At 70.4% G+C, this 213-nt stretch carries 1 pseudogene; it reads right to left on the reverse strand.

Going from position 1 to position 213, the window contains the following annotated elements:
* Positions 1–202, reverse strand: a pseudogene (locus KHA85_RS17730) (HNH endonuclease signature motif containing protein); the annotation flags it as partial.
* Positions 203–213 lie beyond the last annotated feature (11 nt).

Genomic DNA, 213 nt, shown 5'->3' on the forward strand with positions numbered 1-213 from the left:
TGGCGTCGGGGTCGTGGCGGCCGATGACGGCGTCGATGTCATCGCGCAGGGCCTTGTCGCCCAGGCGGATCCCGGCGGCGACGCCGTTGAGGTAGTCCTCGACGACCTGGCGTTGGACCTGATCCAACACGTCCCCGCGGACGGTGGCCATCTGCCGGGCCAGCAGTTCGGCGACGCGTTGTTCCATCAGCCCGGCGGCCATGGCCTCCAGGA

This window comes from Dietzia massiliensis (genome assembly GCF_018390595.1).
In the GTDB taxonomy this organism is placed as follows: Bacteria; Actinomycetota; Actinomycetes; order Mycobacteriales; family Mycobacteriaceae; genus Dietzia; species Dietzia massiliensis.